This is a genomic window from Arthrobacter sp. V1I7, assembly GCF_030817015.1.
GTDB lineage: Bacteria > Actinomycetota > Actinomycetes > Actinomycetales > Micrococcaceae > Arthrobacter.
The window spans coordinates 3,670,841-3,684,232 of record NZ_JAUSYS010000001.1; the positions used below are offsets into that span (position 1 = coordinate 3,670,841).

11 protein-coding genes and 1 pseudogene are annotated in these 13,392 nt (G+C 64.2%); 10 read left to right on the top strand and 2 right to left on the bottom strand.

Translation table 11 applies throughout. The annotated features are described in order from the left end of the window. Window positions 1-37: 37 nt before the first annotated feature. Window positions 38-1,129, bottom strand: coding sequence for an adenosine deaminase (locus QFZ69_RS16845; RefSeq protein WP_306912961.1), 1,092 nt, complete (start codon window positions 1,127-1,129; stop codon window positions 38-40). Window positions 1,130-1,531: 402 nt separating this feature from the next. Here QFZ69_RS16845 and QFZ69_RS16850 point away from each other — a divergent pair, with 402 nt between their 5' ends. Then, a complete protein-coding gene (locus tag QFZ69_RS16850; RefSeq protein ID WP_307000293.1) occupies window positions 1,532-2,206 on the top strand; it encodes a transglycosylase family protein in 675 nt (224 codons plus the stop codon). Window positions 2,207-2,401: 195 nt separating this feature from the next. On the opposite strand, the gene QFZ69_RS16855 is transcribed toward QFZ69_RS16850, so the two are convergent. After that, entirely contained in the window at window positions 2,402-2,974 is a 573-nt protein-coding gene (locus QFZ69_RS16855) for a hypothetical protein (protein WP_306912963.1), read from the bottom strand. A gap of 145 nt (window positions 2,975-3,119) precedes the next feature. On the opposite strand from QFZ69_RS16855, the pseudogene QFZ69_RS16860 reads away from it, so the two are divergent. From QFZ69_RS16860 to QFZ69_RS16900, 9 genes and pseudogenes are all read left to right on the top strand, one after another. Beyond that, window positions 3,120-4,020: pseudogene (locus QFZ69_RS16860) on the top strand (MSMEG_6728 family protein). A gap of 88 nt (window positions 4,021-4,108) precedes the next feature. Continuing rightward, window positions 4,109-5,029, top strand: coding sequence for an NAD-dependent epimerase/dehydratase family protein (locus QFZ69_RS16865; RefSeq protein ID WP_306912965.1), 921 nt, complete (start codon window positions 4,109-4,111; stop codon window positions 5,027-5,029). A gap of 38 nt (window positions 5,030-5,067) precedes the next feature. Beyond that, window positions 5,068-5,457, top strand: a complete 390-nt coding sequence (locus QFZ69_RS16870) for a DUF1622 domain-containing protein (RefSeq protein WP_306912966.1) — start codon at window positions 5,068-5,070, stop codon at window positions 5,455-5,457. A gap of 41 nt (window positions 5,458-5,498) precedes the next feature. Next, window positions 5,499-6,368, top strand: a complete 870-nt coding sequence (locus QFZ69_RS16875; RefSeq protein ID WP_306912967.1) for a YqjF family protein — start codon at window positions 5,499-5,501, stop codon at window positions 6,366-6,368. Window positions 6,369-7,081: 713 nt separating this feature from the next. Next, a complete protein-coding gene (locus QFZ69_RS16880; protein WP_306912968.1) occupies window positions 7,082-8,092 on the top strand; it encodes a LacI family DNA-binding transcriptional regulator in 1,011 nt (336 codons plus the stop codon). Continuing rightward, complete coding sequence (locus QFZ69_RS16885; protein ID WP_306912969.1) at window positions 8,089-9,063, top strand: sugar ABC transporter permease; 975 nt, start codon at window positions 8,089-8,091, stop codon at window positions 9,061-9,063. The genes QFZ69_RS16880 and QFZ69_RS16885 overlap by 4 nt, the downstream gene beginning before the upstream one ends. Before the next feature lie 7 nt (window positions 9,064-9,070). Then, complete coding sequence (locus QFZ69_RS16890) at window positions 9,071-10,030, top strand: carbohydrate ABC transporter permease (protein WP_306912970.1); 960 nt, start codon at window positions 9,071-9,073, stop codon at window positions 10,028-10,030. Between the two features lie 64 nt (window positions 10,031-10,094). After that, window positions 10,095-11,708, top strand: a complete 1,614-nt coding sequence (locus QFZ69_RS16895; RefSeq protein ID WP_307000295.1) for an ABC transporter substrate-binding protein — start codon at window positions 10,095-10,097, stop codon at window positions 11,706-11,708. Window positions 11,709-11,821: 113 nt separating this feature from the next. Next, window positions 11,822-13,330, top strand: coding sequence for a glycoside hydrolase family 32 protein (locus tag QFZ69_RS16900; RefSeq protein ID WP_307000297.1), 1,509 nt, complete (start codon window positions 11,822-11,824; stop codon window positions 13,328-13,330). The last annotated feature ends 62 nt before the right edge of the window (window positions 13,331-13,392 follow it).

The window sequence follows — 13,392 nt, forward strand, 5'->3', positions numbered from 1 at the left end:
GCCACCCTACGGGATCCCGATCGGTGTGGTGCGGAGCTCATTGCCCGGACGCCGCCAGTTCCGCCAGCAGCTCGGTTTTTCGCTCCTCGCTTGCGAAGGAGGAACGGATCGAGTTCGCCGCCAGGCGCACGCAATCGAACTCGGACAGGCCGATCACCGACTTCAGCTTTTCGAAGTTGTCGTCCACGTACCCGCCGAAATAGGCCGGATCGTCCGAGTTCACGCTCACGTTCAGCCCGGCCGCGAGCATCGCCGGCAGCGGATGGTCCGCCAGCATGTTCACGGCCCGGAGCCGGACGTTCGACAGCGGGCACACGGTCAGCGGGATGAGATCATTCACCAGCCGCTCCACCAGCTCGGGATCCTCCATGCAGCGGATGCCGTGGTCGATCCGTTCCACCTCCAGGATCTCCAGCGCCTCGATGATGTACGACGGCGGTCCCTCCTCGCCGGCGTGCGCGATCCGGTGCAGCCCGGCTTCCTTGGCGCGGGCATAGAGCCGCTCGAACTTCGCCGGCGGGTTGCCCACTTCCGCGGAATCGAGGCCGATTCCGGCGATCGGGGCGTTCAGGGCGAGCAGCTGCTCCAGTACATCGAGGGCGGATTCCTCGGGGAGGTCTCGTAGGAAGGCCGCAATCAGCAAGGTGGAAATGCCGAACTCCTCCAGGGAACCTTTCAGCACGGACGCGACCCCGTTGATGCAGGTCTCCAGTGACACCCCGCGGGACACGTGGGCCTGCGGGTCCAACATGATCTCTGCATGCCGGACCCCGGCGAGCGCCGCGCGGGCCAGGTACGCCCGGGTCATGTCGGCGAAGTCCTGCTCGGTCTGCAGCACCGCCATGTTGGCGTAGTACAGGTCGAGGAAGGACTGGAGGTCCGTGAACTCATAGCGCGAGCGAAGCTCCGCCAGGTTGGCATACGGCAGCTGGATTCCGTTGCGTTCCGCGAGCGCGAAAATCAGCTCCGGTTCCAGCGTTCCCTCAATGTGCAGGTGCAGCTCCGCAACCGGCAGCGCGCCATCAACTCCCCCGGGCGTTTCAGCCGGTGCCGGCGCGGCGCCGCTGTCCGGGTCGGTGGCTGCCGCGTCTGTTCCGGGGGCGTCAGCGCCGCCGTCGTAAGTGTCCATCCGGTAAGGATATGCCCGCCCCCGGTCAGGACCGATAGACCGGGGATGCCGCCGTCGCGTTTCAACAGCGCGGCGGCACGCCGAGTTCGGGCTCCACGGTCGGAATGCTCCGGAAACCGGACCGTGCCCGCGCTGCGGCGTCAGCGGCCCCCAAGCCCGAGGCCGCCGGCGGCTCCATTGTCGGGCAGAAATCAGGAAAGATCACGTCTTGATAACGGAACGGCCCTCCCTTAGCCTAGGGTCCATGCCCGATTCCGGGTATTGAATGCCCGGTGCCGCCACCACCAGATACTGCCCGACCGGCGGACACCGCAATGACCTCTATTGTCATGGGGCGGGCAGTGGTGCGACAACGTCCGGGGACGGACCGAGCAGCGGTGGCCCTCAGGAGCATCTGTCACCATGAAGAAATCAACCCACAGCACTGTCGCGCGCCGCGGCATCACTTTTGCGGCGGTCTCGATCGCCGGTGTAGCGCTTTCCGCCACATCGGCCAACGCGGCGGTCCCTGGCTCCACCGCTACCAACGTCTGGGATTCCCTTGCCCAATGCGAAAGCAGCGGCAACTGGGCCATCAACACGGGCAACGGCTATGCGGGAGGGCTGCAATTCAGCCCCAGCACGTGGGCGGCCTATGGCGGCACGGGTTCGGCGGCAAACGCCAGCCGCGAGCAGCAGATCGCCGTCGCTGAGAGGGTGCAGGCGGGCCAGGGCTGGGGCGCGTGGCCCGCGTGCGCCGCCAAGCTTGGCTTGTCCGGGGGCGCTGAAGCGCCGAAAAGCGTATCAGTAGCGCGGTCGCCCGCAGCGGCCCCGCCCGCGGCCAAGGCGACTGGCCGGAATGCGCCCAAAGCCGCCGCCCCGGCAGCGCGTCACGTTGCCGCTGTACCGCTGAGCGGCGAGACCTATACCGTCCAGAGCGGCGAGACCTATACCGTCCAGAGCGGCGACACGTTGAGCAAGATCGCTGCCAAGCTCAGCATCGCCGGAGGGTGGCAACGGCTAGCCGACGCCAACACCGCGACCATCAGCAACCCGCAGCTGGTGTTCGCCGGCCAGATATTGCGGCTTCCCGCATAATCCGCGCGCGCGTAATCCGCGCGCGGAAGGGGTGTTTAAACCATGACGCCGGAGCGGTCCCCCCAAGGGGAAAGCTCCGGCGTCGTGCTGTTCTTTCGTCATGCTGTTTTTGGTCGTGCTGTTCTTGGTCATGCTGTTCTTGGTCGCGCGGTTGGCATGCGCCGTCCAGGCCTTGCCGGCCGGCGCCGGGGGACTTCAGGCTGCCCGCGGTATTTCGCGGACGATCCGTACCTTCCACGCGCCATCGTCGCTCGTGTCCAGCAGGGCAACGGTGCCCATCGCGAGGTGGAGGGCCACCCGCTTGCCCGCAAGAAGCTCAAGGTAAAGGGTTTCATTCATCCGGGCCGGCGCATCAATGACGTACTTCACGGCGTCTCGGACCTTGCGGTAATTGGCACTCTGCTCCCGGTGCAGGTGCAGTTCGAGCATCCGGCGCTGCTTGATTCGTGGTTCGTGCCGGTTCAGCCATGACACTGCGGCGTGGACCGCCACCACCAATGCCAGCGAGATGACGTAGATCTCCCAGCCGCTGGAGAGCAGGAACAACGGCAGGTTGGCGATGGCCACCACTGCGATGAACAGACGCAGCGCGAGCAGTCGCCGCATCGTGAGCGCGAGGGATGCCATGGCTGCCCGGAAACCGTGTTGTTCCTTGCGGGCCGCCTCCGGGTCGATGGTGAATTCTTCCAGCACCAGGATGCCGTTCGCTTCGGGGCTGAGCATTTGTCCGTACTTGGGCGCGAAGGGCGCCGAAACTGCAGTATTCATGGCGTGTCTTCCGGGGCGGCGGGAATGGTTCATGCTATTTTATCCGCTCCCCGACACCACTGTCTCCCCTGTCCCGAAATGTGAACGCGCTCACCACGACGGCCCTGCAATTGGCGCATTTGCTCCGGGGCCCCAAACTGGAGAGATGCAGACCTTCCTCCCCTTCCCCGATTTCCAGCAGAGCGCCGCGGCCCTGGACCGCGTGCGGCTCGGCAAGCAGCGCGTTGAAGCGCTGCAGATCCTGCGTGCGCTGGTGATTCCGGAGTACGGCTGGCAGTCTCACCCCGCCGTCCGGATGTGGATGGGGTACGTTCCCGCGCTGACCCTGTACGGCCTGGCCATGGTGGATGAGTGGACGTCCCGGGGCGGCGAGGACACCACGCGCGAAAAGATCATGGAGTTCGCGCCCCAGGCGGCGCACCCCGACTACGCCGCCAAGATCCCGATGCCGCCATGGCTCGGCGACCCCGATTTCCACCTGAGCCACCGCTCCCGGCTGATCGCCAAGGACCCGCGCTTCTACGCCCCGTTGTTCCCGGATACCGAAGCGGACCTGGAGTACGTCTGGCCCGAACCCCGGCTCGAGCTGTTGCCCGAGGATCCCGCCGGTGAGCGCATGTGGGTACTCCGACTTCCGCTCGGAGACACCGAGCCGGAGCAGCTGAAGACCGTCACGCCTGCCGCCGGTCGGACGCGCGAAGGCCGCTGCCGCGGACGACGACTACCAATTCGTCTATGCCGATTCCGGCGCGCGCCGCCCGGCCAAGCAGCGCAAGCTTCCGCCGAAGCAGCTCGTCAAGAAGCCCACCCGGAAACGCCAGCAGCAGGAAGAGGCGTTCACCACCCTTCCGGGCAACTCGATAGTCGCCATCCCGGTCGACGGCGGACGCTCCTTCGCCGTGGGCAAGGTCCTGGGCCGTCCGATCACCGTCGACGGCCAGTTCGCGCGCAACTTCCAGGTGGACGAGATCGTGGACCGCTCGGCCTTCGATTACCCCGCGCTGCTGCAGGACCCGCGGGCCTTCTTCCCGGTGCCCGCACGGTAGCCGTAAGCCGTCCAACGTCGGGCTGCGCGTCCATCAGATATCCGTTTCGGGGAGCCGGTCGTCTCCTTAACACTGGCAGACTGGCTCCATGACTGTACTGCTAGCCGGTTGTGGCGACCTGGGCACCGAGGCCGGGCTGCGCTTTGCCGCGGCCGGGCACCGCGTGCTGGGCTGGCGGCGTTCGCCGGAGAAGCTCCCGGCCGAGATCGAAGGGGCCGCGGCTGACCTGAGTTCCGGCGAACTGCCGCCCATCCCGGCGGACACGTCCGCCGTCGTCGTCGCCGTTGCGGCGGACTCCCCCACGGAGAAGGCCTACCGGGCCGCCTATGTTGACGGGCTGTCCAAGGTGCTGGATGCGGTGCTGGCGTCCGACGCCGGCATCGGCCGGGTCCTCTTCGTCTCCTCCACGGCCGTCTACGGGGACGCCGGCGGCGGCTGGATTGATGAAAGCACGACGCCGGAACCCGGCGGGTTCTCGGGCCGCATCATCCGCGAGGCGGAGGAGCTGCTCTTCGACCGCCTGCGGGGCACCGGCATCATCCCCGTGGCCCTGCGGCTCGGCGGCATCTACGGCCCGGGCAGGACCCGCCTGATTGACCAGGTGCGCGGCGGAACAGCCGTACTCCCGGCCGAACCGCGCTTCACCAATCGCATCCACCGCGACGACGCCGCTGCCGCAATCGTCCGGCTGTGCACCATGGAGGCGGTTCCTGGGCCCGTATATCTGGGAGTCGACAATGATCCTGCTGAGCTGGGCGAGGTGCTGAGCTTCCTGGCGGCCGAACTGGGACTCCCCCGGCCGCCGTCGTCCGGCAGTTCCGTCTCGAATGCCGGCGGCGGCCCTTCCAGGGCGGGCGGCACTTCCAAGGCGGGCGGCGAGCCGGCGCGGGGCGGCAACAAGCGCTGCAGCAATGCGCTGCTTCGAAGCACCGGCTTTGAGTTCCGATATCCGAGCTTCCGCGAAGGTTACCGCGACATTCTGGCCGGCGTCGGCGTCCGTCATCCCTAGTCTGCTTTCACTTCACTGCCCGTATTCGAAGGGGAACCATGGACTTTCAGCACATTATTGAGACTGTCGGCCGCTATATGGACTTCGCTGGCGTGGCCGTGATGGTGGTCGGCGCCGTCGTATCCATCCCGCTGGCGTTGCGGGGATTCCGGCCGCGGCGCCTGCCGGCCGGATCCGAACCGCTCTCCGCTTACCGTTCCTACCGCCGACTGCTGGGTCGATCCATCCTGCTGGGCCTGGAACTGTTGGTCGCGGCGGACATTATCCGGACCGTCGCCGTCGCTCCCACCTACGAGAGCGTCGGCGTGCTGGCCATTATCGTGCTCATCCGGACGTTCCTGAGCTTCTCGCTCGAGCTGGAGATCACCGGGCGCTGGCCCTGGCAGAAGGAGCCCGAAAGCTCTCGTACTGCTTCAGCTGCGGGCTGAGGACCCTTTCGGGCGTCGCGGGCTCACGCTAGGCTCGGGCAATGAGAGGGCTGATCCGTAGAGGCCACGATCCTTGGCCGGATGCCCCGAAGCTGCCGTCCCCGACCATTTTGAAGCAGCGATGGACAGATGCAGTCTTTCTGCATTGGCGCATCCCTGAGGCGGTCGCGGCAGCGTTCATGCCTCCCGGTGTCTACCCGGACGTGTTCGACGGATCCGCCTGGGTGGGGCTGATCGGATTCCGTGTGCAGGGCGCCGGTCTGGGGCGCGGGCCGGGTATCCCGTACTTTGGGAGCTTCGACGAGATCAATGTTCGCCTTTACTCCCGGGAGCCGGATGGCACGCGGGGTGTGGTCTTCCTGAGCCTGGATGCTTCGCGGCTGGCGGCGGTGCTGGCGGCGCGGGCGGCTGGGATGCGGTATGTGTGGTCGCGTACGAGTTTCCTCGGTGCGGGGTCTGCGGAAGCGGGGTCTGCGGAAGCGGCGCGGCCGGTGGAGGCCGTGGGTTCAGGGGATTCTCACGAGCTGTTGGGTCCGACCGCCGGTCCTGCTGGAGGCGGGCCGTCGAGACATGCGATGCGCCGGTCGGTGGGGTATGACGTGCGCCGGTTCCGGGGTGGCAGCCGGAGTGTCTTCGCAGTGGTCCCGGAGCTCGACGCCGGCGCCACTGATTTGCTCTCCATCCACCTCACCGCGCGGTTCGGTCTGCATACCCGCTTCAGAGGCCGAACCCTGTATGTCCCCAACTCGCATAGCCCGTGGCCGTTGTATCGGGCGCAACTGGCCCGGCTTGAAGATCAGCTGGTCGCCGCTGCTGGCATCAGCGTGGCGGGACCGCCGGAATCCGTGTTGTTCTCGCCCGGTGTTCACACCCAGTTCGGCCGGCCGCGGGTCGTGGATCGCGGCCACTGAAGGCCTGAGGAGGCCGTGGCCCACGGAATGCTGGAATGCCAGTACTTCACTTCGGGTTCCATGATCCCGATTTCTGTACCTCGTGGTCCGGGCGAGCTCTGGTGATTACGCCATAATCTCAAGCCCCTCGGCGGCAAGAGCAATGTCGTGATCGTCCGCAGCATCTCCGGCCTCTCGACCGACGAGAACGGTTACGCAGGTCGAGCTGGGCAGCTGCGGGCGGCCCTACGCCACTCCATGCGAGCACGAACACGCCTGCATCCGCTGCCCGATGCTCTAATTCGACCCTGTGATGATCGACCGCCTCGACGAGATCAATGAGGACCTCATCACCCTGCACTGGTCGGAACAAAGGGGTGGCTCGGCGAACTCGAAGGCATTGACCTCACCCTCCGCTTCCTCCAGGAAAGCGCGCGGACGCAAACGACTCGCCCGGCTCGGCCCAACCAACCTCGGAATGCCAGGAGTCCCGCGTCAAAGCTGATAATTGGACCGCCGGATGCACGGTTGAGCGGGCAGGCCTGGATTTCCGGCCCGAAGATCAGCCCGTTGAGTCTGGCTGTCTGTCGGCCCTGCCCGCGGGCGCCTATCCGCCATGTTGACGGTCGATGTGATGCAGGCTACAGTTGACCCAGTTATACGAATAACCCGATCTTCAAACGCTGACCCAAGGAGGTGTCATGGCTGGTTTACGGCCAAAGTCAGGACCGACGATGCATGACGTTGCCGCTGCCGCCGGAGTTTCTCAGGCCACAGTTTCCCTGGTTCTCAATTCGGCTTCAGGGTCCCGTTTCTCGGAGGATACGCGCAAGCGGGTCCGGGATGCTGTGAACCGGCTGGGTTACCGTACCAACGCCCATGCGAAGACGCTCCGCGACGGCGTGGCCGGGATGATCGGCTTTATTGGCGATTCGGTGGCTACCTCTCCCTTTGCCGGCGCGATCATCGAAGGCGCCCAGCAGCGGGCGTGGGAGGACGGGCTCCTCCTGCTCACGGTCAACACCGGGGGCGATAAGGAGCTGGAAGCCGCCTCTCTGGACACCATGCTCTCCTACAAGGTAGCGGGCGTCGTCTACGGCGCCATGTACCACCGCAAACTGGAAGTACCCGAGGCCCTGGCCGGCGTCCGATCCGTCGTACTAAACTCCCAGGACCGAGCCGGGAACCTCCCCAGTGTCGCCCCCAATGAAGTGAAAGGCGGCTACACGGCTACGCGTAGGCTGCTGGATGCGGGGCACCGCCGGATAGCCCTCATTAACATTGAGAGCCTTGAAAGCGAACTGCCGGCAGCCGTCGGACGTCACGAGGGCTACCGGAAAGCTCTTGAAGAAGCCGACCTGGAGTCCGATCCGGACCTGGTCCGCTTCGGCAAAGGCGGTGAGGAAGACGGCTACAAATACGCAACGGAGCTGCTGACATCCAGCCAGCCGCCCACAGCCATCTTCTGCGCAAACGACCGAGGCGCCTGGGGCGCCTACCAGGCGATATCGGACCTGCGCCTTTCCGTCCCTAATGACGTATCGATCGTGGGATTCGATAACCAGGCCATCCTGGCCCCGCATCTGCGCCCGGGACTGACCACCCTGGAATTGCCGTTCGTCGCCATGGGCCGGCGCGCGGTTGAACTGATCCTCCAAGGCGCCGAACCCGATGGCCGGGTCGAGCTCATGGACTGCCCCCTGATCGAACGGAACTCAGTGACCCATCCCAAGGAGATGCCATGAGCCGCACCATCCCGGCCCGACGCGGGCGTCCTGCTGCGGCACCGTTGCTGCAGCGAAAAGATTCTTTTTCGCTCCGCCTCAAGAGAATTTCCCGCGCCTGGCAGTTATACGTATTACTAGCGCCGGCCGTCGTCTATATTCTGGTCTTCAAGTACTGGCCGATGTATGGCGTGCAGATCGCTTTCAAGAACTACAACCCGGTGGACGGGTTCACCGACAGCCCCTGGGTAGGCCTGACGCACTTCATCCGGTTCGTGAACTCTTATCAGTTCGGCCAGGTCGTCGGCAACACCCTGTGGATTGCCGTCCTCGGCCTGTTGATTGCCTTCCCCATCCCGATCATCCTGGCGCTGCTGGTCAACCAGCTCCAAAGTGAGAAGTTCAAGAAGTTCACCCAAACCGTGCTGTATTCGCCGGCCTTCATCTCCACCGTTGTGGTCGTGGGCATCATGTTCGTCATCCTCTCCCCCAGATCCGGTCTGGTGAACAATGCCATCCAGCTGGCGGGCGGGGAGCCGATCTTCTTTATGGGTTCGGCGGAATGGTTCCGTCCCATCTACGTGATCTCGGATGTCTGGCAGAACGCCGGCTTCTCGATGATCGTGTACCTTGCAGCTCTCGCGGCCATTGATCCGGCCCTGCATGACGCGGCCAAGGTCGACGGCGCCTCGAAGCTGCAGCGCATCCGGCACATTGACCTGCCCGGCATCATGCCTGTCGTGACGATCCTGTTCATCCTTGCTATCGGCAACCTGCTGAACGTTGGCTTTGAGAAGGCGCTGCTGATGCAGACGCCGCTGAACATCTCCTCTTCGGAGATCATTCAGACCTACGTCTACCACGCGGGCCTTCAGCAGGCGCAGTTCAGCTACTCGGCCGCCATCGGCCTGTTCAACTCCCTCCTCAACCTGGCGTTGCTGCTCGTCTTCAACACGATTGCACGCCGGGCCAACCAAGCGACCCTGTGGTGATGCCGACATGTCTTTGACAACCAACCCCCGCGCAACTGAAACCCCGGCCCGGACGATCAATAAGGTCCGCCCCAAACAATCGCTGCGGGACAAATACGGCGACCGCGCATTCAACATCGGCGCCACCGCTGTCCTGCTGCTGTCCATCCTGGCCGTGGTGTACCCGCTGTACTTCATTGTCATCGCCTCCATCAGCGACCCGAACGCCGTCTACGAAGGCAAAGTCTGGCTCTTCCCCTCGGGCATCACCACCGAAGGCTACGAGCGGATCTTCGCCGACAGCCGTATCTGGAACGGCTTGGGCAACACCGTCATCTACACCGTGCTCGGCACCGCCATCAGCGTCACCACCATCCTCTGCGGCGCCTACGCCTTGTCCCGCAAGGACATGCCCGGCCGGAAAATCCTGATGCTCCTGTTCGTGATCACCATGTTCTTCGACGGCGGACTCATCACCAAGTACCTGGTGGTCCGTGACCTGGGCATGCTGGACACCGTCTGGGCCGTGGTCCTGCCCGGCGCAGTCGGCGTGTGGAACCTGATTATCGCCAGGTCCTTCTTTGAACACACCATCCCGAACGAACTGCGCGAAGCCGCCCAGATGGACGGGGCAACCGACTTCAAATTCTTTTTCAAAATGGTGCTTCCACTGTCCAAACCACTGATCATGCTCATGATCATGGTCCACATCGTGGCGCACTGGAACTCGTTCTTCGATGCCCTGATCTTCCTCAACGACGACTCCAAGTACCCGCTGCAGCTCGTGCTGCGCAACATCCTCATCCAGTCCGACGTCTCATCCACCGGAACCACGGGCGGAGACATCGAATCCTATGCCGCCGCGCAAAGGATCGCAGAGCTCACCAAGTACGCCATGATCGTCGTCTCGAGCCTGCCACTCATGATTGCCCTGCCATTCATGCAGAAGCACTTCACCAAGGGCGCCATGATCGGCGCCGTCAAATAGCACCTCAGAACCGTCACCCGGCATTCACCCGGACGACACCCAGCAACCCCACCTAAGAATAGGAATGACCATGGCATTCAGCCGCAAATACGCTGCCCTCGGCGCCGTCTTGGCCGGAACATTGACGTTCACCGCCTGCTCCGGCGGCGGCTCCGGCGCCACGGAGATCAAAGACGCCTCCGCCGACTTCGGTTTCCAGGAGACCGGCTTCCCGATCGTCAGTAAGCAACTGGACCTAAAGTTCTCCGGCACCAAGGCCGCCCTGGCGCCGGACTACAACACCATGACCGTGGTGCAGGAGTGGGAAAAGGCCACCAACATCCACATCAACTGGGAGAACCTGCCCGAGACGGTTTTCCAGGAAAAGAAGAACCTCATCCTCGCCAGCGGTGACCTCCCGGACGCGTTCTTCAACAGCGGATTGACCGACGCCGAGATCGCAACCTATTCGGCAAGCGGCACCCTCATCCCGCTCGAGGGTCTGATCGAGAAGAACGCCCCCAATCTCTCCAAACTGCTCGCCGAACGGCCCGACATCAAAGCCGCCATCACCTCCTCGGACGGGCACATCTACTCCCTGCCCTCCGTCGAGGAACTCGGCCTGGTCCAGTTCCCCCACGCAATGGCCATCAACACATCATGGCTGAAAAAGCTCAACATCCCGATGCCCAAGACCATTGATGAGTTCCATGACGCGCTTCTGGCCTTCAAGAACCAGGACGCCTCCGGGACCGGCAAGACCATCCCGCTGAGCTTCATTCCCGGCTCCTGGTGCGGAGACATTGTTGACCTGATCGCCGCCCTGGGCGGGGTACCGGACAACATGGACCACCGCATCGTCCAGGACGACAAGGTCATCTTCACCGCCACCCAGGACGGCTACAAAAAGGCCATCCAGACCCTCCACGAGTGGTACCAGGAAGGCCTGATCGACCCCGAATCCTTCTCCCAGGACGACAAGGCCTACCTGGCCAAGGGCAAAGCCGCGACCGAAAACCTCGGTTCCTTCGTCTGGTGGGAAATCCCCGAAATGGTCGGCGCGGACCGCGCCAACAACTACGCCCTCGTCCCGGTCCTTGAAGGCGTGGACGGCAAGCGGATCGCCAGCCAGTCCAACAACCAGGAAATCGCCCGCGGCGCCTTCGCCATCACCCGGGCAAACAAATACTCCGCAGCGACCATGCGCTGGGCCGACAACCTCTACGACCCCATCCAGTCGGCCCAAGCCAACTGGGGACCCATCGGTGAAACCCTGCAGAAGGACGCGAACGGCCTGCTGACCCAGATCCCTGCCCCCGCAGGCACCAGCGAAGGCGAACGCCGCCAGAAGGTCGCTCCTGGCGGACCGAAGGCCAACACCGCAGAGAACTTCACAACCGTCGTCGCGCCCGAACCCCGCGCCGCCGAACGCCAGAAAACCGTCAACGAACTCTACAAGCCCTTCGCCGGCAGTGAGGGATACCCCCCGGTGGCTCTGTCCAACGAGGAACTTCAGCAGATCACCACCATCCAGACCGACGTCACCTCCCTGGTGAAGCAGAACACCGCCAAGTGGATCGTCTCCGGAGGTATCGAGCAGGAATGGGACGGTTACGTCTCCCAGCTCAAAAACGTCGGCGTCGACAAAATGATCGAGGTTTACCAGCAGGCCTACGACCGCTACAAAAAGAACTCCTAGCTCCAACCAACGGGGTGGGCCGGCTCGAGGCCGACCCACCCCACCGCCAGGGAACCCGTAGACGCGGATTCTCCACACAACCTGAACCTGCACAGAAACGAGACACAGCCTTCATGACTGCCGCGACCGCCACGACAGCCGAGACATTCCGGCCGGCCCTGCACTACGCCGCACGGAACACCTGGCTCAATGACCCCAACGGCCTGATTTTCCATGAAGGCGTCTACCACCTCTACTACCAGAACAACCCCTTGGGCAGCGTCTGGGGAAACATGTCCTGGGGACACGCCACATCACCTGACCTGCTGACCTGGACCGAACACCCCGTCGCCATCAGCTGTGACGAGGACGAGGACATATTCTCCGGCAGCATCGTCTATGACCGCGACAACACCAGCGGCTTCGGCACCGCGTCCGCCGCCCCGCTGGTCGCCATCTACACCAGCGCCTTCAAACCCGGCTCCGCCCACGAGGGCATCCAAGCCCAGTCCCTGGCCTACAGCCTGGACGGCGGTTACACCTGGACCAAACACCGCGCCAACCCCGTACTCAGCCGCGGATCCGCCGAGTTCCGCGACCCCAAGGTCATCCGCTACGACGGCGGCGCCGGCAGCTACTGGGTCATGGTCGCCGTCGAGGCCAAAGACTTCCAAGTGGTGCTCTACAAGTCGCACGACCTTAAGGACTGGCAGCCCTTGAGCAGCTTCGGCCCCGCAAACGCCACCGGCGGCGTCTGGGAATGCCCGGACCTCTTCCCCCTCCCGGTCAACGGCGACCCGGAAAACCTCAAATGGGTCCTGACAGTAAACCTCAACCCTGGCGGGCCCAACAACGGCTCAGCCGGGCAGTACTTCGTCGGACACTTCGATGGAACCACGTTCACCTCAGCCACCACGATCACCGAAGGCCTCCAGGACCCGGACAGGTTGGGCGAATACCAGTGGCTCGACTGGGGCCGTGACTACTACGCGGCCGTCTCCTTCAGCGACGCCCCAGACAACCGCCGCCTCATGATCGCCTGGATGAACAACTGGGAATACGCCAACGAGATCCCCACCTCCCCGTGGCGCAGCCCCATGTCCCTGGTCCGGGAAGTGTCCCTTCAGTCCATGGATGGGAGCTGGCGGCTGGTGCAGCAGGCCGCAGGGGATCTGGCCCCACGCGCTGAGCAGACCCCCTCATTCAGCCTCGCGAGAGTCGAAATATCCGACGGCCAGCACCTCCTGGACGGCGCAGCGGGCAGCGTCCAACGCATTGAGCTCACCGTTACACCGGGAACAGCCGAGGAATGCGGACTGATTGTCCGTGGCGATGGAGCGCAGGGAACCCGCATCGGCATCCGGCCTAGTGAAGGACTCATCGTCATCGACCGCCGGGAATCCGGGCAAACAGACTTCCACGAATCCTTCGCGTCCATCGACACCGCCCCGATCCGGACGACAGACGGTTCCTACGAGCTAACCATCTATGTGGACCGCTGCTCCGTCGAGGTTTTCGCCCAGGGAGGCCAGGTCACCTTGACCGAATTGATCTTCCCTGCCGCCACCAGCGCCGAGGTCTCGCTTTACGCCATCGGTGGCACAGCAATCATCAATAGCCTGAGTGTCACCCAGTACGCTTAACGGTCCCGAGCTTCCCGTCCAAGCGGCAGCGGCCGCCCGATGACCCCGTGGCCTGATCACTT

Bases quoted from the DNA above. Each gene is read 5' to 3' on its own strand.
- QFZ69_RS16875 (WP_306912967.1), top strand. From the start codon at position 5,499: ATGAGAGGGCTGATCCGTAGAGGCCACGATCCTTGGCCGGATGCCCCG.
- QFZ69_RS16885 (WP_306912969.1), top strand. From the start codon at position 8,089: ATGAGCCGCACCATCCCGGCCCGACGCGGGCGTCCTGCTGCGGCACCG.
- QFZ69_RS16880 (WP_306912968.1), top strand. From the start codon at position 7,082: ATGCATGACGTTGCCGCTGCCGCCGGAGTTTCTCAGGCCACAGTTTCC.
- QFZ69_RS16865 (WP_306912965.1), top strand. From the start codon at position 4,109: ATGACTGTACTGCTAGCCGGTTGTGGCGACCTGGGCACCGAGGCCGGG.
- QFZ69_RS16895 (WP_307000295.1), top strand. From the start codon at position 10,095: ATGACCATGGCATTCAGCCGCAAATACGCTGCCCTCGGCGCCGTCTTG.
- QFZ69_RS16870 (WP_306912966.1), top strand. From the start codon at position 5,068: ATGGACTTTCAGCACATTATTGAGACTGTCGGCCGCTATATGGACTTC.
- QFZ69_RS16900 (WP_307000297.1), top strand. From the start codon at position 11,822: ATGACTGCCGCGACCGCCACGACAGCCGAGACATTCCGGCCGGCCCTG.
- QFZ69_RS16850 (WP_307000293.1), top strand. From the start codon at position 1,532: ATGAAGAAATCAACCCACAGCACTGTCGCGCGCCGCGGCATCACTTTT.
- QFZ69_RS16890 (WP_306912970.1), top strand. From the start codon at position 9,071: ATGTCTTTGACAACCAACCCCCGCGCAACTGAAACCCCGGCCCGGACG.
- QFZ69_RS16855 (WP_306912963.1), bottom strand. From the start codon at position 2,974: ATGAATACTGCAGTTTCGGCGCCCTTCGCGCCCAAGTACGGACAAATG.
- QFZ69_RS16845 (WP_306912961.1), bottom strand. From the start codon at position 1,129: ATGGACACTTACGACGGCGGCGCTGACGCCCCCGGAACAGACGCGGCA.